Annotated in this window: 15 protein-coding genes; 14 read left to right on the top strand and 1 reads right to left on the bottom strand. The window is 57.3% G+C overall.

What is annotated here, in order from left to right:
* Positions 1-229: 229 nt before the first annotated feature.
* The 14 genes from DQG13_RS10685 (at position 230) to DQG13_RS10620 (ending at position 18722) form a co-directional block, all read left to right on the top strand.
* Positions 230-2623 (top strand): Na+/H+ antiporter subunit A, encoded by a 2394-nt coding sequence (locus DQG13_RS10685; RefSeq protein ID WP_113019744.1) that lies wholly within the window; start codon positions 230-232, stop codon positions 2621-2623.
* A complete protein-coding gene (locus tag DQG13_RS10680) occupies positions 2620-3051 on the top strand; it encodes a Na(+)/H(+) antiporter subunit B (RefSeq protein WP_309472228.1) in 432 nt (143 codons plus the stop codon). The genes DQG13_RS10685 and DQG13_RS10680 overlap by 4 nt, the downstream gene beginning before the upstream one ends.
* Entirely contained in the window at positions 3051-3389 is a 339-nt protein-coding gene (locus DQG13_RS10675) for a Na(+)/H(+) antiporter subunit C (protein ID WP_113019743.1), read from the top strand. Before DQG13_RS10680 ends, DQG13_RS10675 begins: the two co-directional genes overlap by 1 nt.
* On the top strand, positions 3382-4860 hold the full coding sequence (locus DQG13_RS10670; protein WP_113019742.1) for a Na+/H+ antiporter subunit D: 1479 nt from the start codon (positions 3382-3384) through the stop codon (positions 4858-4860). Before DQG13_RS10675 ends, DQG13_RS10670 begins: the two co-directional genes overlap by 8 nt.
* Before the next feature lie 80 nt (positions 4861-4940).
* A complete protein-coding gene (locus tag DQG13_RS10665; RefSeq protein ID WP_113019741.1) occupies positions 4941-5423 on the top strand; it encodes a Na+/H+ antiporter subunit E in 483 nt (160 codons plus the stop codon).
* A complete protein-coding gene (locus DQG13_RS10660) occupies positions 5423-5707 on the top strand; it encodes a Na(+)/H(+) antiporter subunit F1 (protein WP_113019740.1) in 285 nt (94 codons plus the stop codon). Before DQG13_RS10665 ends, DQG13_RS10660 begins: the two co-directional genes overlap by 1 nt.
* Positions 5685-6125 (top strand): monovalent cation/H(+) antiporter subunit G, encoded by a 441-nt coding sequence (mnhG, locus tag DQG13_RS10655; protein WP_113019739.1) that lies wholly within the window; start codon positions 5685-5687, stop codon positions 6123-6125. The genes DQG13_RS10660 and mnhG overlap by 23 nt, the downstream gene beginning before the upstream one ends.
* A 381-nt stretch (positions 6126-6506) precedes the next feature.
* Positions 6507-7163, top strand: coding sequence for a transcriptional regulator (locus DQG13_RS10650; RefSeq protein ID WP_113019738.1), 657 nt, complete (start codon positions 6507-6509; stop codon positions 7161-7163).
* A 585-nt stretch (positions 7164-7748) separates the two neighbouring features.
* On the top strand, positions 7749-9185 hold the full coding sequence (locus DQG13_RS10645; protein WP_113019737.1) for an SWIM zinc finger family protein: 1437 nt from the start codon (positions 7749-7751) through the stop codon (positions 9183-9185).
* Between the two features lie 23 nt (positions 9186-9208).
* Positions 9209-11050, top strand: a complete 1842-nt coding sequence (locus tag DQG13_RS10640; RefSeq protein ID WP_113019736.1) for a HEAT repeat domain-containing protein — start codon at positions 9209-9211, stop codon at positions 11048-11050.
* The gene (locus tag DQG13_RS10635; RefSeq protein ID WP_113019735.1) at positions 11047-12171 is read left to right on the top strand and encodes an AAA family ATPase; all 1125 of its coding nucleotides are present in this window, start codon (positions 11047-11049) and stop codon (positions 12169-12171) included. Before DQG13_RS10640 ends, DQG13_RS10635 begins: the two co-directional genes overlap by 4 nt.
* Entirely contained in the window at positions 12168-14555 is a 2388-nt protein-coding gene (locus tag DQG13_RS10630) for a DUF5682 family protein (RefSeq protein ID WP_220094359.1), read from the top strand. The genes DQG13_RS10635 and DQG13_RS10630 overlap by 4 nt, the downstream gene beginning before the upstream one ends.
* Positions 14555-15760: a VWA domain-containing protein gene (locus DQG13_RS10625; protein ID WP_113019734.1), complete on the top strand. Its 1206-nt coding sequence runs from the start codon at positions 14555-14557 to the stop codon at positions 15758-15760. Before DQG13_RS10630 ends, DQG13_RS10625 begins: the two co-directional genes overlap by 1 nt.
* 877 nt (positions 15761-16637) lie before the next feature.
* Positions 16638-18722 carry a CBM96 family carbohydrate-binding protein gene (locus tag DQG13_RS10620; protein ID WP_181592690.1) on the top strand — a complete coding sequence of 695 codons (2085 nt, stop codon included), beginning with the start codon at positions 16638-16640 and terminating at the stop codon, positions 18720-18722.
* Between the two features lie 91 nt (positions 18723-18813).
* Here the strand turns inward: DQG13_RS10620 and DQG13_RS10615 are convergent, their stop codons facing one another.
* Complete coding sequence (locus DQG13_RS10615; protein ID WP_113019732.1) at positions 18814-20376, bottom strand: glycoside hydrolase family 3 protein; 1563 nt, start codon at positions 20374-20376, stop codon at positions 18814-18816.
* Positions 20377-20386 lie beyond the last annotated feature (10 nt).

Genomic DNA, 20386 nt, shown 5'->3' with positions numbered 1-20386 from the left:
ACTACACATAAAGTTTGATGGTGTCAACTCACATAGGGTATAATTAATCCTACAATGCATCAATACGTAGTATGATTAAATATGGAGATCATAAAGGAGAGGAAGATACATGTTGCCAAAGCAATGGATTTTATCAGGAGAGCCATCTCCAAAAGACCTGTCAGGGGCCGGCGAAGCTGCCCCCGTAACCATTTACAACAAAACTTAAAGAATAAGGAGCGGCTTATAGTTGAACCTACTGCATATCGCGATTCTGATCCCTTTTTTTTGCGTCCCGTTCGTCCCTCTTTTGGCTAAATATGCGCACCGCATACATACCGGCTGGTTTGTTATGGCTGTCCCCGTGGTTCTGCTCGTCTTTTTTGCAAGCTATTATTCCTCCGGCCACCCTCTTGAGCCTGTGCTTTACACGGTCTCGTGGATACCGTCTCTTGGCATTGACTTCTCCGTCTATCTGGATAGTCTCTCCCTCCTTTTTGCTCTGTTGATAACGGGCATTGGCGCTCTGGTTGTGTTCTATTCCATCTTCTATATGTCCAAAACCCGGGAGAAGCTGCATCTCTTTTATGCCTATCTGATGCTGTTCATGGGAGCTATGCTGGGCTCCGTGCTTTCCGACAACCTGCTGACCCTGTATGCATTTTGGGAGCTGACCAGCGTTTCCTCCTTCCTGCTCATCGCCTTTTGGTACCACCGCAAGCGGTCGCGCTACGGGGCCCAAAAGTCCATGTTTATCACCATGACCGGCGGCTTCTTCATGCTTCTCGGGTTCATCATCCTGTCATCCGCCGGCGGAACCCTCAGTATCCGCGAGCTGATTGCCTCTAGCGGCCAACTGGCGCAGCATCCTTATTTTCTCCCGGCTATGTTCTTCATCCTGCTGGGCGCTTTTACCAAGTCGGCCCAATTTCCGTTTCACATCTGGCTGCCTGACGCCATGGAGGCTCCTACTCCCATCAGCGCCTATCTGCACTCCGCAACCATGGTCAAGGCAGGCGTCTATCTGGTAGCCCGTCTGACCCCCATCTTCGGCGGACATATGGAATGGTTCTGGACCATTACCATTGTAGGGCTGATTACTCTCTTGATCGGCTCCATGAAGGCCATCCGCCAAAGCGACCTGAAGGCGCTCCTCGCCTTCTCCACCATCAGCCAAATCGGTCTGATTATGTGTTTGCTGGGCATCGGCTCCATCGCCCTTAACAGCCAATACAGCGATAGCTCCCTGATGTTTGCAGGCGCCGTACTGGCAGGTGTGTTCCATCTGATCAACCACTCCATCTTCAAAGGCTGTCTCTTTATGATGATTGGCATCCTTGACCATGAGACAGGCACGCGGGATATACGCCGCTTAAGCGGATTGATTCATGTAATGCCCGTTTCCTTCACTCTGACCATGATTGGCGCATTCTCCATGGCAGGGCTTCCTCCTTTTGGCGGTTTCTTAAGCAAGGAAATGTTCTTCAGCGGTGTGCTGACCGCTTCCCGCACCATGAATGGCTGGTTTATATTTATTCCCGTCATTGCCTGGCTGGCAAGCGTCCTGACGTTTGTTTATTGTATGATCCTGATCTTCAGGGTGTTTATGGGCCCTCACCAGCCCAAAGAAGGGGAGCGCATTCCCCATGAGGCCCCTCTGGGTATGCTCATCTCGCCGATGATCCTGGCGGCATTCGTTCTGATCCTGTTCTTCTTTCCGAATATTATTGCATCCTCCCTGTTGGAGCCTACGGTTAAGGCAATCCTGCCGCAGGTCTTCGCCAATGGAGCGGAGTGGCATGTACATATTTCCGCTTGGCACGGCTTTAACACCGAAATTATGATGACGCTGGGAATTATCCTACTGGGTACTCTACTGTACCGATATATAACCCGATTTATTGATATCTACGACAGCATCCCGCTTAGGTTCAGCCTTAACCAGGCATATGACAGCGGCCTTACCGGAATGGAGCGTCTTGCCGGGAAGATTACCGGCTTCTACATAACCGGCTCCACCACCCATTATTTATCCTATCTGTTCGTGTTCATCATTGTTATGGCGGGAGGCTCCTTGTTTGTGCAGGGCGCGTGGAGTCTGGACCTGTCAGGCAACGCGCCGATCCAGATGTATGAATATTTGCTGGGCTTTACCACAGTTGCGGCAGCAATCCACATGCTGTTCACGAGATCCAGGCTGATCTCCATTATTGCGGTCAGTGTAATCGGCTATATTGTTTCCCTGTTCTTCATCATCTTCCGGGCTCCGGATTTGGCTCTGACACAGCTTGTGGTGGAAACCATCTCCACCACCTTGTTCCTGCTGTGCTTCTACTTTCTGCCGAAGATCAGCAAGTATATTACACCCATGAAATTCCGCGTCACCAACGCCATTATTGCCGTCGGCGTAGGCATGACACTGACATTGATCGGGCTTTCCACGCAAAGCCATCATATGTTCGAGTCCATTGCCGAGTTTTACAAGGATTCCTACAAGCTCGCCGGCGCCCGCAATATGGTCAACGCCATTCTGGTTGATTTCCGCGGCTTCGATACCATGCTGGAGAGCGTTGTGCTCTTCACGGCGGGAATCGGCATCTTCACGATGATTAAACTTCGCCAGGCAGGGAGGAAACAGCCATGAAATTGAAATTTACGGATGTCTTTCTGCAAACGGCCGCCAAAATATTGGTGTTCATCATTTTGATCTTCTCCGTGTACGTGCTGTTCGCAGGACACCATAATCCCGGCGGCGGCTTCATCGGAGGCCTGATCACTTCTTCGGCGCTGGTGCTGCTTTATCTGGCATTCGACCTTCAGTCCGTGCGGAACATCATCCCTTTCCCGTTCAACCGGATTGCCGCCGCGGGTGTGATTACCTCCGTGCTGACCGGCACGGTTTCCATGCTGCTGGATCTTCCCTTCCTGTTCCAGTCCTTCACCTATGTGAATCTTCCGCTTCTCGGCAAAACGGAGATTGCTTCCGCCCTGGCCTTTGATCTGGGGGTATACATGACCGTTGTGGGAACAACAATGACGATAATCACGAGTATAAGCGAGGACAAAAAATAATGGAGACGTTCATTATCATTATTTCCGGCATTCTGTTTACTGTCGGAACCTATCTTATTCTGAACAAAAACCTGCTGCGGATCATTCTGGGGCTTACGGTCTTTTCCCATGCCACCCATCTGATGCTGATGGCCATCAACGGCTTGAAGAAGGGAGCGGCCCCTCTTTTGGGCGAAGGGGCTTCCAGCTATACCGACCCTGTGCCCCATGCGCTGATCCTTACCTCCATCGTCATCAGCTTTGCCCTGACCGCATTTCTTCTGGTGCTTGGCTACCGCACATACGTGGAGCTGGGTACTGACAATTTGAAGCAATTGAGAGGTAGCATGCATGACTAATGTTTTAATTCTGCCGATTATTATTCCCCTCCTCACCGGCATGACCATGATCTTCTTCCGCCGCCGCATCCGTCTGCAGCAAGGGCTGGCTGTCATCGGTTTGCTCCTGACCATCGGGGTGTCCGTCTTCATCATCCACCGGGTCTCCGCCCACGGCATCCTTGTTTTGGATGTGGGAGGCTGGGAGGCTCCTTATGGCATCAATCTGGTGGCAGACATGTTATCGTCCCTGCTTGTCCTCGCCGCCACCACCGTCAGTCTGATGTGCATGCTGTACACCTTCGGCTCCATCTCCCATGAGCATAAGCTTCATTTTATTTATCCTTTTATGCTCATCCTGCTTTGCGGTGTGAACGGTTCTTTTTTGACCGGCGATATCTTCAACCTGTTCGTCTTTTTCGAGGTCATGCTGATTTCTTCTTATGTCCTGCTGTCTCTGGGCGGCAAAAGGCTTCAGCTCCGTGAATCCATCAAATATGTCATTATTAATGTTGTTTCCTCCACTATGTTCGTCATTTCCATTGCCTACCTGTATTCCATTACGGGAACGCTGAATATGGCCCATCTCTCCGAACGGATCGCCGCCATTGGACAAGACGGATTGCTGACCACGGTCAGCTTCCTGTTCCTCTCCGTATTCGGCCTCAAATCAGGCTTATTGCTGTTCTTCTGGCTGCCCGGCTCGTATAGTGCACCCCCGCCTGCCGTTTCGGCGCTGTTCGCGGCGCTTCTCACCAAGGTAGGCATTTACGCCATTATCCGCACATTCACGCTGCTGTTCTATCATAAGCCGGAGATTACCCATACGGCAATTCTTTACATGTCGGTGCTTACCATGATATTGGGTGCGCTTGGCGCCGTCTTTCATTGGGAGATCAAAAAAATTCTCGCCTACAACGTGGTTGTTGCCGTTGGCTTCATCCTCTTCGGGGTGGGGATGGCCACCACGGACTCCATGACCGGCGCTATCTTCTATCTGATTCACGATATGCTGGCCAAGGGGCTGATCTTCATCCTGGGCGGAGCGATTATTTCCATCTTCGGCTCGGATAAGCTCAAGGATTTCAGCGGACTGCTGCTCTTCCGGCCGGTGCTGGGTTGGCTGTTCTTTATTGCCGCCCTTGCCCTTGCAGGCGTTCCCCCGCTAAGCGGCTTTGTGGGCAAGGTTATGATTCTCAAGGGCGGGATTGCCGAGGGACATCTCGCCATGTCGGTTGTGGCGATTCTGACCAGTCTGATGGTGCTGTATTCCGTTGTAAAAATCTTTATCCACAGCTTCTGGGGCGAGACCCTCATGAGCGAAGGAGACCAGAAGGAAACTGGCAACAGCGCCTTATTGCCCGGCTTCATATTGGTGTTCCTCATCGTGGTAATGGGCTTGAGGGCCGAGTGGGTGCTTTCTTATGTGGAGCAAGCTGTCGACACCGTGATGAACCCCTCCGTTTATATCGATGCCGTTTTCAAGCGGTAGCTGAAGATACAACCTAAAGAGACTGCGGCGAAATAAGGCACCGCTCATTTTTGCGCAGCTCCTAAGCAGTAAAGGACGTGATGGAGATAACGACTCAACTTTTACTCAACCTGTTGATCGCTTTTGTGTATATGCTGCTTAATGAATCCTGGAATGTGGTGGTTTTTGGCATAGGCTACGCCATCGGCTTCATCATTATTTTTCTGATGCGGCGCTTTTTTCCCGAATCCTTCTACGGCAAAAAGATCATCTCCATTGCCAAGCTGATTGGCCTGTTCATTGTGGAGCTGTTCAAATCCACCGTGGTGGTGGCTTTGCTGGTGACGCGGCCGAAGCTGAACATCCAGCCGGGGATATTCCGCTCCGAGACCATTCTGAAAACGAACTTCGAAATTACCCTCTTGTCGGCATTGGTAACCCTGACGCCAGGCTCTGTGATCATGGAGATCGACCCCAAGGCGGGCGTCTTGTTCATTCACGCTATGGATGCCAACGACTACCGCAACAATATAACCAAAACCATGCGCAAGTTCGAAAACGCCATTATTGAGGTGATGCGGTAATGTTTGATAACATTATGCTTTTGTCCATGTTTCTGCTGTCCATTTCTCTTGTCGCCGCTTTATACCGGGTAATTGTGGGACCCTCCATACATGACCGCATATTGGCCCTTGACACCATGGGCTATATCGTTATCGGCATTATTGCGGTTCTCTCGATTATGCTGAGCTCCCATGCTTATCTGGAAGCGATCCTGCTTATCGGCATATTGGCATTCTTGAGTACCATTGCCCTGAGCAAATATATGGAAGGCGGGGCTGTCATTGAACGCAACAACGATCATTGAAATTATCGTCTCGATCCTGGTCATTACCGGAACCCTGATGAGTCTGATCAGCTCCCTGGGGATTCTCCGCCTTCCGGACGTATACAACCGTGCTCACGCCTCAACCAAAAGCGCAACCCTCGGCATCCTTAGCATTCTATTGGGCACCTTCTTCTATTTTCTGTTTACGCATGGCGTTTCCAGCATCCGATTGCTGCTGGGGATCGCCTTCGTCTTCCTGACTGCCCCTGTAGGGGGACATATCATTATCCGGTCGGCGCACCGCTCCAAGGTGCCATTGGCGGACACCAGCGTTCAGGACGATCTCCAGGATTATCTGGACAGCCAGCAGGCAGCCGAAGAGCAGGCCGAGATTGCCCGCGGCAAGGAACAGGGGTTGGAGACGGGCGGGGGAGGAGGCGGAGGAGGGGGAATCTAACGGCGGGGAGAGCCGTTATTTCTGCGAAAAAGCCACCCCGGAAATTCTAACGGCGGCCAGAGCCGTTATTTGAAGGCATTCGCCTGCGCGGCGCCCATTTCAGGCAAAATAACGGCTTCTGCCGCCGTTAAAAATCCGGAAGCCCTGTTTTGGGGCAAATAAGGGCCCCCACTTCCGTTAGCCTTCGCTTCGCCCCGCGCGGATGTTATTGCCCTGTAACTTGCTGATGCTTACCAGCCCATTTATGCTATAATACCTGTATCGACTTTTCAAAAAAAACTATTGATGGCGTGAAGCACATGCCGCTTTGGTACGGCCGGTTGAACAAACGGGCTGGTATTAAGGCGGCTTTTTCGCGTCCAGGGAGGCTGAAGAGGTGTGATGAGCAGCGCATTTCAATTGATGTATGAGCAATGGCTGGCCAAACAGATCAGGGAGGAGCCCAACCCCCGCAGAAGAGAGCTGCTGGCGAAGGGGTTAAGCCATGGAACAGAGACATTTTTGCGTGCTGTCTGGTTTCCTGCCATTGGAAATTTCGATTTCTTATATCCGGAATATGAAGTCCGGGATATGAATAACGGCTGCCGTTATCTTGATCTGGCTTATCTGCCGGGAGCCGGGGCGAAGGGCTGCATTGAGATTCAGGACTACCGGACTCATGCACGGGATATCGACACAGGCCGGTTTAAGGACCTGTGTTTGAAGCACGCCCTGCTGGCTTTGGATGACTGGCTCATTCTGCCTGTAGCCTACCTGTCCATCAGGGATGACCCGGCGGTGTGCAGGCAGCTGACGCTGGCGTTTGCCGGCAGGTTTCTTTCCACATCCGCGCCGCCCGGATTGGGATGGAGCGAAGCGGAGACTGTGCGTTTTGCCCGCAGGCTGGCACGTCCGTTTATGCCCAAGGAGCTTTCTTCGCATCTGCAAATGTCGGAGCGCCAAACCAGACATCTTCTCCACCGGCTGGTTGAGCACGGGGCTCTGGCCGTGGCCAGCGGCAACCAGCGTTACCGCTCGTATAAGCTGCGGCAGCAATAAGCCGGGTGGTGCGGCGCATTTTCTAAGGGGGGTAACGGCGCATATTTTTGCGGGGGAATCTAACGGCGGGGAGAGCCGTTATTTCGGCGAAAAAGCCGTCCCGGAAATTCTAACGGCGGCCACGGCCGTTATTGGAGACATTTCGCCTGCGCGGCGCCCATTCCAGGCAAAATAACGGCCTCTGCCTCCGTTAGAAATCCGGAAGCCCTCTTTTGGAGCAAATAGGGGCTCCCACTTCCGTTAGGGCGTGTCTGATAACTCCGAGGGGAGCAGATTTTGCCGAATTTTCGTTCCAGGCAAGACACTTTCGCGAAGGCGTACCGGGGGTACGTCAAGCGGAAGTAACGAAGCATGGGGCGAAAAGGCGGTAAACGATGCCCTCAAGCGGGTTTTCAGACACGCCCTAGCCTCCGCTTCGTCCTGTCCCGCGCCGCCTCTCGCCCCCTCGCCCGTCATGTTTGGAGGGCCTATTATATGAGTCTTGCGTCCGAATTGATAGAATTTTGGAACAGTGTTACACTTTTTAATAGGCAAGCACTGGAAATTCCACTTTTTTTAAGCTGATTGACGATTGGAGGCATCCATGTGATTGAAGTTACTGCGGCGTATGCCGACTCGCTGGCCCCCAACAGCGCCACCATCAAGAATGCCCAGGGGCTGGTGCAAAAGAAAAAATTCGTCGGACTGTACAAGTCCGATACCGGCGACCTGCTGTTCGGCGAATGCCAGGGCAGCGGCAGCTCCAACTACTCCACCTCCGCCGACTTTGCCCAACCGGAAAAGCCGGTCTTCCGCTGTACCTGCCCCAGCCGTCAATTCCCCTGCAAGCATTCCCTCGGTCTTTTATATGCGTATATCAACGGTCAAACCTTCACGGAAGCGCCGGTTCCCGAGGAGCTGGCAGCCAAGCGGGAAAAAGCCGAGAAGCGCGCCGAGAAAAAGGAACAGGAAGCGGCCAATCCCGCCCCGCCGAAACCCAAAAAGACCAACACCTCCGCTCTTTTGAAAAAAATCAACGCCCAGTTGGAAGGGCTGGAGCGGCTGGACAAGCTGCTCGCCAACCTTATCGGAGGCGGACTGGGCACCGTGGACCAGAAAACACTGGCCCTGATTCAGGGGCAGGTAAAGGAACTGGGCAACTACTATCTTTCCGGGGCGCAGAATGAACTCCGCCGCCTGGCCCTGCTGCTTGAGGACAGCAGCCGCTCCGGCTATGAATATGCCATCGAGCAGTTGGCCTCCATGCATGCGCTGATCAAAAAAGGCCGCTCCTACCTGCAAGCGAGAGCGGACAGCAAGGGCGAAGCTCCCCCCGATACCGAAACAGAGCTGGAGGAATGGCTGGGACGCGCCTGGCAGTTGGCCGAATTAAAGGAGTTGGGATTGGTCCGGGAAAAAGCCGAGCTGATGCAGCTGGCATTTGCCAGTTGGGATGATGTTGGCCGTCAGGAATTTGTGGACACCGGCTTCTGGCTAGAGCTCTCCACCGCCAATATCCACCGTACCGTCCAGTACCGGCCCTACAAGGCCGCCCGGCACATCCGCGAGGACGACAGCTTTATGGAAGTGGTCAAATCCAAGGAGCTGTATGTCTATCCCGGCGGACTGAACCGGCGGGTCCGCTTCGAGGAATGGACCTCCCGGCCGCCTGAAGCGGCCGACTGGCAGGCTGTGGCCGACGGGGCGTGCCGCTCCTACGGCGAAGCCCTGAAGACAGTGCGGAACCAACTGAAAAATCCGCTGGCCCAACGCTCTCCCGCCCTGCTCCTGCACGTGGCTGAAACCAGAGCCACCGGTCAGGGCGGTTATGTTATCCGCGACGGCAGCGGGGCGGAGCTGGCGCTGGAGAATACAGGCGAGCTGGGACGCGGAACAGTGGAGCTGCTGCCTTTTGTCCCGGTGGAACTGCTGCAGGATGCCTATCTGCTGGTGCTGTTCCGCCACCGTCCGGAGCTGGGACGGCTGGCCGTGCAGCCCCTGACCGTAATCCACCGGGACCGTATGGTCCGGCTGCTGTACTAATCGGAGGGACAGGAGGAAACACAATGAGCAACGCGTTACTGATTGAGCTGAAGCAGGAGACCGACCGGCTTTACATTGCCGGGAGCGAGCTGGCGGCCGGCGACTTCCGGCTGAAGCGGCTGCTGCCCCGTTTTGAGGCTCTGGCAGCCCAGGCGCCGGTTTTCGGCAAGCTGGCCGAGCTGATTCGTCAGCTGGCAGAGGAGCAGCCCGGCGGCGGCCAAGGGCCGGGTTCGGCCTGGAGGCTTCAGGAGCTGGGGCTTCTGCTCGGCTCCATTCTCGCCACCCAAAGCGGCGCCCAGCCCCTGGAGGAGACCGCTCCGCTTCCCGCCGCAGCCGGCCTGAAGCTGGACTCGAAGCTTACCTGCCGCCAACTGGCCCCCATCGAGCAGGCCCTCACCGAAAGCGGCGGCGGCCGCTACGAAATTGTCACCGAGGCCTTCCAGCAGGGGCATTTTTCCGATATCCGCCTGTTCCCCCTGGCCATCAATGCCCTTGGCGATCCGTACCCGGAGCTGGCGGATTATGTGGAGAAGCATATCATTCCGCTGTATGGGGCGGAAGCCATCCCTTACCTGGCTGACGGCTTCGATCCCCAGGGCGGCAAGCGTGAGGCCCGCAAGCTGCAGCTGCTGGCCCGGCTGGGCGGACGGCCGGAGCTGATCCTGGCCGCAGCGGAGGAGGGCAGCGATGAGGTGCGCGCCGCCGCCGTCAGAGCCTTGGGCAGCCTGCCCGGCCAGACGGCGCTTCTTATCAGCTATACCCGGGACCGGAAAAAGAGTATCCGGGAGGCGGCTTATCTGGCGCTGGCGGAGGCCGGGGGTCAGGAAGGGGCGGAGACGCTGTACGGGGCTTTTTCCGGCAAGGACAGCGAGTTGGCGGCCCAGGCCCTATCGCGGCATCCGTGGCCGGAATTAAACCGCCGCCTCATTCCCCTGCTGCGCGTGGATGTGGAGAAGGCAATCGCCAGCAACTGGAGCGCCGAGGACAAGGAGCGGGCCGCAGCATGGGGCCGCATCGAAAACTATCTGGCGGCGCTGGGCGACAGCCGGGAGCCGGAGCTTGAGGAGGTTTTTGCCCAGGTGGTCCGCAGCAGCAAGGCCTTCCAGATTCCGGTCTGGGAGAGGCTGCTGGAGCGGGCGGCGGAATATCTCGTCCATTCCCGCACGGCGGAGACGCTGGAGCTGTTGTTCGGCCTGGAGGAGCGGTATCCCGCGGGCTTGCGCTTTGCCTTCCGGGCGGCGGCAGAGCTGTTGGCGCCCAAGGAGCTGTTCGACCGTTACGGGGACACCTGGACCGACAAGCTGAAGGAAGCCGTCGGCCGCAAGAAATCCGCTCCCCGCACCGCCCAGATTATCCGGGTTATGGAGAGCCTGGTCAGCCACCGGGAGCAGCATACGTACCGGACACTCCTGGCCGACGGCAGCCTCCGGGAGTACACCCGGATGGAAATGTCCGCTTCCCCGGACATCGCCGCCGCATGGGACTCCCGCTGGCTGGATTGGGCCATCCGCCATGACGCCCCTGAGCTGGTTGCCGCTTTTGCCAGACCGGGGCATAAGAGCTGCCGGGATTATCTGACAGGCAAGCTGCTGGCCAAGCCGGACCGCCATTCGCGGGGCGATGCCACGGTGCTCCTGCAAGGGCTGGAGCGGGCAAACGAGGACCCGGAGGTATTCCGGGAGCTCTTGATGCAGCTTCTTGAGCAAAAAAACATGCAAACCTACTATTCCCTGGACGGATATATCTTCGAGCAGCTGCTGAAGCTGCCTCCGTCTTACGCCGAGCGGCTCGCCAAGCTGCGTCCCGCTTACCGCTACGAAAGCGCAAAACAAATTGAATATGTCCTGGAGGAGATGGCAAAATGACCAAACCGGCGGCAAATCCGAATACAGCGGCAAACAGCGGCGCCGAACTGCTGCGGCAGCCTGCGGAAACCCTTTACGCGGAGGAACTGGAGGAGCTGCGCAAAACAGACGGGGGCAAAGCCCCGGCCGGCTGGAGCATGTCCCCCCGGGCGGTGCTGACCTTTATCACCGGCGGCAAAGCCGGGAAGAAAATCATCACCCCCAAGTACATGGGCAATAACCGTCTGGTGGAAATGGCCATCGCCACTCTGGTGACGGACCGGGCTCTCCTGCTCATCGGCGAACCCGGTACAGCCAAGTCCTGGCTGTCGGAGAATCTGGCCGCCGCCGTCAGCGGCAGCTCCGGCCTCATCGTGCAGGGCACCGCCGGGACAACGGAGGAGCATGTGCGGTACTCCTGGAACTACGCCATGCTGCTGGCCAACGGCCCCTCCCCGGAGGCGCTGGTGAAAAGCCCGGTGATGCGGGCCATGGAGGACGGGCGGCTGGCCCGGTTCGAGGAAATTTCCCGCTGCGCCTCGGAGGTGCAGGACGCCCTGATCTCCATCCTGTCGGAGAAAACCATCTCCGTTCCCGAGCTTGGCGTGGAGACGGGCGCCCGCAAGGGCTTTTCCATCATCGCCACCGCCAATACCCGGGACAAAGGGGTCAATGAAATGTCGGCGGCCCTGAAGCGCCGCTTCAACATCATTGTGCTGCCCGCTCCGGCGGATATGGAGACGGAGGTGGAAATCGTCCGCAAGCGGGTGGCGGAAATCTCCGCTTCCTACGAGCTGCAAGCTTCTCTGCCTGCGGAGGAGGCGCTGGTGAAGGTAGTGACCATTTTCCGGGAGCTAAGGAGCGGCATGACTCTGGATAAAAAGGAAAAGGTCAAGTCCCCGGGCGGCGCTATCTCCACCGCCGAGGCCATCTCCCTGCTGACAGGCAGCATGGCGCTGGCGGCCAGCTTCGGCAACGGCGAGCTGCGGGACGAGGATCTGGCCGCCGGGCTTCAGGGGGCCATTGTCAAGGATGACGATAAGGACCGGCTGGTCTGGAAGGAGTATCTGGACCAGATTATGAAGAAGCGCGGCAGCAGCTGGCGCGGGCTTTACCAGGCCTGCATGGAGCTGAACGGATGAGCGCCGGGCCCCAACTGAACAGGACAACGGCGGCGTCTGTGCCGGAAGCGGAGGCCCCCCATCTGTTTGGGGTCAGACATCTTTCCCCCGGCGGAGCCTTTCATCTGCTCCGCACACTGGAGGCTGTCCGGCCCACTCTGGTGCTGATCGAAGGGCCCTCCGACGCCTCGGCCTTTATTCCCCATCTGGTTTCCTCTGCCGCCCGGCCTCCTGTGGCCATATTGGCTTACACGGAGGAGCTGCCGGTGCGGACGGTAATGTGGCCGTTGGCGGAATATTCCCCGGAATACCAGGCCATGAAATGGGCCTGCGACCGGGGGGTGGAGGTCCGTTTTATGGATTTGCCGTCGGATGTGACCCTGGGTCTTCAGGAGCCTTCCGCTCCCCGGGAGGGCATCACTCCGCCGCTTGCTGAGCCTGCGGGGGGCGGGGAGCCTTCCGAAAACAGCGACGGCCCCGCCGTTCCCCGCCGGAACCTGTATGAGGAGCTGGCCGCTCTGGCCGGGGAGCCCAGCTATGACACCTACTGGGAGCGGCACTTCGAGCATAATCTGAACCCGGAAGCGTACCGCAGCTCCATGCTCACCTTCTCCCGCCACATGCGGGAGCTGACCGAGGACGGGGAGCGCCGGGAGCGCAGCGGGGAATTTGCCTACAATGCGGTGCGGGAAGCCTACATGAACCGTTGTCTCCGGCAGGTTGCGGCGGAAGGGTATAAACCGTCGCAGACGGTGGTGGTTTGCGGCGCGTACCATGCCTCCGCGCTGACGGCGGAGGCTCCCGCTATGACGGACAGGGAGCTGGCGCAGCTGCCCCGCCGTTCCGCCAAGCTGGCCTTGATGCCCTACTCCTACTACCGGCTGTCCAGCATGTCGGGCTACGGGGCGGGCAATGCCGCTCCCAATTATTTCGCCATGATGTGGCAGGCCATGCAGGAGGGCACCCTCTCCCAGCTGCCCTACCGCTACCTGGCGGAGGCCGCCCGGCAGCTGCGCCGGGCGGGCACCCACCGCTCCACCGCCGAGGTGATCGAGGCGGTGCGGCTGGCCGAGGCGCTGGCCTCCCTCCACGAGGGCAGCGCGCCGGTGCTGGCGGACCTGCGGGATGCGGCGCGGACGCTCTTGGGCCAGGGCGACCTGGGCACGGTGGCCGAGGCTTTGGCCCGGCTGGATGTGGGCACCGCCATCGGCCGATTGCCGGAGGGGGTGGGGCAGACGCCCATCCAGGATGATTTTTCCCGGCAGCTGCGGGAGCTGAAGCTGGATAAATACCGGAGCACCGTTGCCGCCGGACTCACCCTGGACCTGCGGGAGAACCGCAGAGTAACCACGGAGGAGGCCGCTCTGCTGGACATGCGGCGCTCCCGGTTCCTGCACCGGCTGGCCTGGCTGGATATCGGCTTTGCCCAGCATAAGCCCAGCGGCCAGCAGGACGCCTCCTGGAAGGAGGAGTGGGCGCTGCAATGGACCCCGGAGAGCGAGATCCGCCTGGTGGAGGCGGTGCTGCTGGGGGAAAGCGTGGAGCTGGCCGCCGCCTTCAAGCTGCGGCAGAGCATGGAGGCTTGCAGCAGCATCGGCGAAGCGTCGCAGCTGATCAACATGGCCAGCTTATGCGGCCTGACCGCCCAGATGGAGACGGGCCTGGGCGTGCTCCAACGGCTGGCGGCCGACAGCCGCGATGTGGCCGGAATGGCCGCCGCCGCTGCGGAGCTGGCGGTGATCCTTGGTTATGGCACCCTGCGCCGGGTGGAAACCGGGCATCTGGGTCCCATGATGCGGCAGCTCTTCGTGCGCAGCTGCCTGTACCTGCCCGACGCGGCAGGCTGCAGCGACGAGGCTGCGGCGGGGATGGCCCAGGCCATGGGCCAGTTGGATGCGTTGGCCCGGGAGCATGAGGAGTGGGCCGACGGTGAGCTGTGGTATGCCGAGCTGCGGAAGCTGGCGGACCGGGATGACCGCAACCCCAAGCTCTCCGGCCTGGCCTGCGCCATTCTGCTGGAGAGAAGCCTCATCACAGCCGAAGAGGCCGGGGCGGAAATGTCCCGCCGGCTGTCGCCGGGCATTCCGGCAGAGCTGGGAGCCGGTTGGTTCGAGGGGCTGTCCATGCGCAACCGCTACGCCCTTTTGTCCCGGCCGTATCTGTGGGAGCAGTTGGATGCTTATATTGCCGGGCTGGACGAGGAGCAGTTCCGCCGCGCCCTGGTTTTCCTGCGGCGGGCCTTCAGCACCTTTTCCCATAAGGAGAAAACCATGGCCGCAGAGCTGCTGGGCGAGCTGTGGCGGACGGATACGGAGCAAACCGCCGAGGTGGTAACGGGAGAACTGGGAGAGGAGGAGAAGTCGATGCTGCAAAGCTTGAATGATTTTGACTTCGGGGATTTCTGATGGCGGCCCCCGAGGATAAGCTGCCGATTACCCGCTGGAGGCTGATTCTGGGCAGCGGCGGCGAGGAGCGGCTGGCCGAATATGCAGGCGGCGCCATTCCCCTCACCGAGGAAGAGCGGATCATGGATCAGGCCCTGGCGGCCATCTATGATGATACGGGAGGCGAAAGCGCAAGCTCCGGCTCCTCCGGCGGTTCATCCCGCCGGGGAGCAGGCTCGGGCCGCTCCGCTCCGGTGCTGGCCAAATGGCTGGGGGATGTGCGCTCCCTTTTTGCCGAGGACACGGTATCCATCATCCAGAATGACGCCATGGAGCGCAAGGGCTGGAAGCAGCTGCTGTTTGAGCCGGAGCTTCTGGCCACTGTCAAGCCGGATATTCAGATGGTGGGCACCCTGATGACCCTGAAGGGCAAAATCCCCGAAAAAACCAAGGACACCGCCCGCCTGCTGGTAAAGGCGGTGGTGGATGAGCTGGTCCGCCGGATGGAGAATGATATCCGCCGCGCGGTAACCGGCGCCCTGAACCGGAGGAAGCATACGCCCCTTCCCTCCCTGTCGGGCATCGACTGGAAGCGGACCATCCGCCGCAATCTGAAGCATTATGACCGGTCGCGCGGCATCCTGGTGCCGGAGAAGTTCTATTACTTCGACCGGGCCCGCCGCAGCAAGGAATGGACGGTTATTCTGGATATCGACCAAAGCGGCTCCATGGCCGATTCCGTCATTTGGGCCTCTGTGGTGGGCTCTATCTTCGCCTCCATTCCGGCTCTGTCCACCCGGGTGGTGGTATTCGACACGGAGGTGGTGGACCTGACGGAGGCCTGCGCCAATGATCCCGTGGATATGCTGTTCGGCATCCAGCTGGGCGGCGGCACGGACATTCACAAGTCCGTCCGGTATTGCGAACAGTTTGTGGAGGAGCCGAAGAAAACCCTGTTTATTCTCATTTCCGACCTGCTCGAGGGCGGCAGCCAAGCCGGGCTGATCCGGCGGATGCGGGAAATGCGGGAATCCGGCGTCCGCACTCTCTGCCTGCTGGCCCTCTCCGACAGCGGCAAGCCCTACTACGATGAGCAGGTGGCCCGGCAATTTGCCCGGGACGGCACTCCCTGCTTCGCCTGCACCCCCGCCATGCTGCCCGCCCTGGTGGAGGGCGCCTTGAAGGGGGCGGACTTGGGCGAGCTGGCCAAGAACCTGAACGCTTAAGCAGGCATAGCCTGCCCGGCTAAACGCCGATTGCAGGGTCATATCCGGTCCAAAGAAGCCGTTCTCCACAGCAGCACTGCTGCGGGAGAGCGGCTTTTTTCGGTGTATCCACTTTAACAGGAGATTTGGAGGAGCCTCGTCCTGCTTTCTCTTTTATGTAAGCGCCAACAAAAGTCTGCTAACGGGACATTTGCGGAAAATTTGCCCATTTAGCAGACATAAAATGTATGTTATTGTGTGAATTTATCTGTTATTTGCTTATTTGGCGTAACTTAGAAGAAAAATCATGTACGCTATTTTGGAAAAAAGCAACCATTGGCTCCAATAGCGTACATTTGCTGCCCGCTATCATCACCGTCAGTTGCGAGCCCAGCGGACGAAAGGCGTCCGGCTTCCCAGCGCCGCACACCAGATTCAATCGCCCGCGGAACGTCGCGGAGACCTCAGACAATGGAGCCAATTCAAAGAAACTCCATCCGATTACTTTACTCTTTTCCGGCCCGGCACAGTGTATAGGCAAAACTGGAATAATACACCACATCCACACCAAACAGGAAGCACATTGCACTGTTAGGTAATTTGTCATTTCAAGTATAGACCTGTGCTCAAATACGGCAACAGGGCGCCTGCCTCCGCCATAACGGAGGATTGGTGTTTTCGATTATGGAGTTAAGTAATGGATATTGCTATGGATAACATATTCCACTAGGATAAACATGTCTGCCAATGGTTCGCCTGCAGCGGCATGGCGGATCAGCTATGCGGCTCTGCCGTGATTGGAGAAGGGAGGTTTGGATGCAACCATTTTGAATGGCAGCCGGAGGACCCGGCGCCGGTTTTGGGATTCAATCACATGAAGGAGAGGATGATTATGGTTATGGGATTTCAGTTTTGGAAACAAACAGCCGCTCTTGCAGCCGCTTCCTTCCTGGCACTTGCCATAGGTGGAGAGGCTTTGGCTTGGGAATCCACCAAGGTGTACTACAATAACCAGGGGCAGCTTCAATACGCCGTGGATTCGGACGCCAACAGGATAGTGGACTTCAGCTATGCAGGGTATCACCGGGGCGAGAGGGATATTCCCGACAGCTCGGCTATTTCTCCGGTTCTTAACGTATCCCCGGTAACGGGAGACAATACAACCGCTCTTCAGCAAGCTCTTAACACAGTGGCTGCCTGGCCTCTGAACGCCAATGGCATTCGGGGAGTGGTCCTCCTTGCAGCAGGGGATTATCCGGTACATGGCACTCTGCGAATAAATGCAAGCGGTGTCATTTTGAAGGGTGCGGGCTTTGACGATGATCCGGCATTAAATACTGTGCTCCGCCGTCCTCTTCTCACCACCACCAACAAAAATCCTGTGCTTGTGGCAGGAGGAAACCTGTCGTCCAACTGGAGTGGAGGCGATACGCCGCAAAACCGCAGAGACATTACGAGCAGCATCGTCTCTGTTTGCAACCGCAGCTTCACGGTGGCCAGTACGGCCGGGCTTGCCGCAGGAGACAATATCATTATCAAGCACCCTTCCACCCAGGCCTGGATCGATTCCGTGGGCGGAGGAGGCACAGCCGGTGATCCCTCCTGGACAGTAGACTCCTTGCCTCTTGTGTTCAACCGGTATATCACCGGCATCTCGGGGAATACGGTGACGATTGACGCTCCGCTGACCAACAAGCTGAACCGGTCGCTGTCCCAATCGTATCTGTACAAATACGACCGGGCAGGACTGCTTACGGAAATTGGGGTGGAGAATCTCCAGATCACCATCGATACCGCATCCCCCACTAGCGAGAATCACGCCGAGGATGCTCTGGTGTTCAATACGGTTGAGGACAGCTGGGTGAACCGGGTGAAGGTAAAGCACTTTGTCAATAAAGGCATTGTCCTCCAAACCTCCTCCCGTGTTACGGTTCAGAATTCCTATTCCGTTGAGCCCCATTCCAAGGATGAAGGAGGGCGGCGCTATAATTTTGGGGTGGAATCGGGACAATTAAACCTGTTCGTCAACAATTTGGCCCAGCAGGGCAGACATTCCTACTTCGGCAACGGGGCAACCTGGGATTCGGGAAATGTATTCCTGGACAATACGGCCAAGGATTCGTATGATGTCAGCGAGCCGCACCGCAAATGGGGCCACGGCTTCCTGTATGACAACCACAAGGAGCTGGACCTCCGGGGCACCAACAAAATTGTCCTGGGCTTGTACAACCGGGGGGATTACGGCACCTCCCACGGCTGGTCCGCAGCCAATTCCGTCCTGTGGAATTGCGATGTGGGCAAGGGCAAGGCGATCATTGAGCATCCGCCTACAGCGGAGAATTACGCCATCGGCTGCAAAGGCAACATCTCCGGCACAGGCGGCCCCTTCCGATCCGTTATTCCCACCACAACGGGCTTTATCGAGGGGACAGGCCAGACTCAGCTGTCCATTCCGTCTCTTTACCGCGTCCAACTGGCGGAGAGACTGGGATATACGTATCCCGCTGTGGCCGATGCCTTCGTCCGGGCGGGAAGCTTCTCCGCCACCAATTACGGCAGTGCGGCAAGCATGGAGCTGAAGAACTCGGACAACTCCAAATATGACCGGGATATCTACCTCAAGCTTGACTATACAGGCTATTCCCGCGGACAAATCGGTAAAGCCTACCTTATGTTTTATGTGGACTACAGCGAGCCGAAGCAGCCCTTATCCTTCTACGGACTGGCAAATGACAATTGGTCCGAGGATACCATTACGTGGGATACCGCACCAAGCGCTGCCGGCGCAATAGTTACCGGCACAGTGGAGGTATCCGCAACGGGGTGGTACAGCGTCGATGTGACGGATTACATCAAGAGCCAGACCGACAAAATGGCCTCCTTCAAGGTTACGGACAGATCACAGGCGAATGTGCTGGCCCGTATCTCCAGCAAGGAGTCCACTGCTTACGGCAAACCGTTCTTAGTCATCAGCCCGCAATAGTGGAAAAAGAAACAGCCATCCGGTAACCGCTCTGCAAGCGGCAGCCGGATGGCTCTTTTGATGGGCAGATGGAGAGTTTAATCCGCTTATCCTAATACCGGATAGGCAGCTTCCCTTCCGGCCTCAACCGGCCGGAAAGCACCTCCACACATGCCTCAATCCACAGATAGCCTCCATAGCAGAACAACAGCTGGGGCAGCGCAGGAAGGTCCTTGGCGGCGGCCGGATTGCCGAAGACAACGAAGGTGCCGATCTTGGTCTGCATGGCGCGCACCATAGACAACAGCGGGTCCTGGTAATGGGCGATGCCGGAGTAAGCCCGTTTAACGGCATTGGCTACGATATGCACCTGCTCATAGGCCAGGGATTTATGCAGCAGCTCTTCGTTCTGCGAGGCTGAGGGGAAGATGGGCAAAAATGCAATATCGCTGTTGGGGAAGCGTTCCTTCAGCTTGTCCGCCAGCATTTCCACCGGCGTATGGGCTGCCGACAATTCCCCCTCCACCTGGGTGAATTCCTGTGAGACAATGACAAATAAAGATTTCCATGAGGGGTTAATAGCTTGGAAGGCTTCTCCGTCAGAGCGCAAGGCAGTCATGGAGCGTTGGCTCATGGAGCTAAACAGGGAGGCCGCCTTGGCAACATCCAGCTCCCGGAGAGGCACCTGCTCCAGATACTCCTTCATCTGCAGAATGCGGATGACCCTGCGCTCAATTTCAGCCAAGGGAATCCTGCCATCCTCCACCGTCCGGACCACATACTCAAGCCCAAGCTCATCCGGCAGCCGGTTATTGGCCAGAATCATATCGTGGCCGCTCAGGATGGCTCCGGGATAGAGGATCTCATCCTGATACAGATATTGAATCCCCTTCATGCTCAGAGAATCGGTAATGGTGAGGCCGTTGAAGCCAATTTCCTTCAATAATTCCATCTGTTTGGATGAAAGCGGCATAGGCAGCTCGGAATCAATCTCGTCAATACGAATATGCCCGGTCATGATTCCCGCCAGCGATGCCTCTTGAATGGCCTGCCGATAGGGGAGCAGGTCTTCCTTCAGGAGGGTTTGCTTATCCGCTTTATACTTGGACAGCTCCAGATGCACATCCTGATTCCCCCGGCCGAATCCCGGGAAATGCTTGGCAAAGGGCAGCAGCCCTGCATCCTGATAGCCCTTCACTACTGCTGCGGCCAGTCTGGCGGCCTGCTGCGGATCTCCGCTCAGCGGGCGTGTGGAGGTGGCTTGGCTTTCCGGGTTGAGAGCAACGTCCAGCACAGGTCCGAATACGGCATTAACGCCCTGACGCCGGGCATCCAAGGCCTGGTAATAAGCCCAGTTGTACGCTGTCTCTTCATCGTCAATGGCCCCCAAAGCCATGGCCGAGGGCCAGCTCAATGCACCCGAGCAGTGGCCTACCTCCAGGTCCTGGGCCACCAGCAGAGGCGTCTTTGACAGGCTTTTCAGTTTCGTGATCCGTTCCCCGCTCACATGGTTGGCGGCATAAAATCCCCCTACATGCCCTTTGGCTATGGAATCCTCAATCGTATCCCGGCTCTCCCGGGAGATAATAAGCTGTCCGACCTTCTCCTTCAGGCTCATGCTGTCCAGCGTGCTCCTGACCCATAGGCTGGGTTCCTGTGAAAAAATATGATCCATTTGGGTCTAT

Source organism: Paenibacillus sp. YN15 (assembly GCF_003285005.1).
Lineage (GTDB): Bacteria > Bacillota > Bacilli > Paenibacillales > NBRC-103111 > Paenibacillus_AR.
The sequence above is the reverse complement of the archived record's forward strand: the minus strand, read 5'-3'. Positions and strand labels throughout refer to the sequence as shown.